Source organism: Roseibium sp. RKSG952 (genome assembly GCF_009711355.1).
Map to the genome: position 1 here is coordinate 1 of NZ_SMMF01000342.1, position 663 is coordinate 663.

At 56.9% G+C, this 663-nt stretch carries 1 pseudogene; it reads right to left on the reverse strand.

Annotated features, from left to right (window positions below):
- Window positions 1-354 (reverse strand): annotated as a pseudogene (locus E1297_RS50080) (IS3 family transposase); the annotation flags it as partial.
- Window positions 355-663: the final 309 nt, after the last annotated feature.

Here is a 663-nt window from a genome sequence, read left to right on the forward strand (position 1 = left end):
CCCATTCGATCTGGCCCGCTGATTTCCAAGAGCCGAACAGGTTGATGACTTCCGTATTGAACAGACCGATGATGTTTTCCGGCAGGGCGTTGTCATAGCTGTCGCCAACGTTTCCTACCGATGCGTCGACGCCGGTTTCCGCCAGCCGTTCCTAATAGCGGATCGACAGATATTAGGCAGATTCAAGCGGTCGTCGCAACGGTTGGAGTGGTGAATGAGCCTGTCGGCCTTGTTCTGGCGCCTTTGGCAGATGGCCTGGCTCAAGGCATCGAGCACGAAGCCCGTGGACATGGAGGTGAAGACACGCTAGTCAGCGATTTTACAGGCAAAGACACCTATGCCGAAGGCGACATAGGCCATTACCTGCCATATCGAACGATGCCTTGACCCAGATCCTTCGCTCCGTAAAGACCCATGTAGTCCGGCTAGCCGACATCAAGGAGGGGGAGCAGCCTGCTGGATCGCGCCGCGCTCGTCTGCGGTCGCTTCCTAGGACCCGTCGAAAATGGCGTGGAAGAACTTGGCGAAGAACATGGCGACTACACTTATTATACCAAACGCGAGGGCGTAAATAAACAGAAATATCCCCGCCTCGATTAGGGTAAGGCCGCGCCTGCGGCGCGCCGACAGTTTCTCGCGAACGGACCCGCGACAGAGCCGATC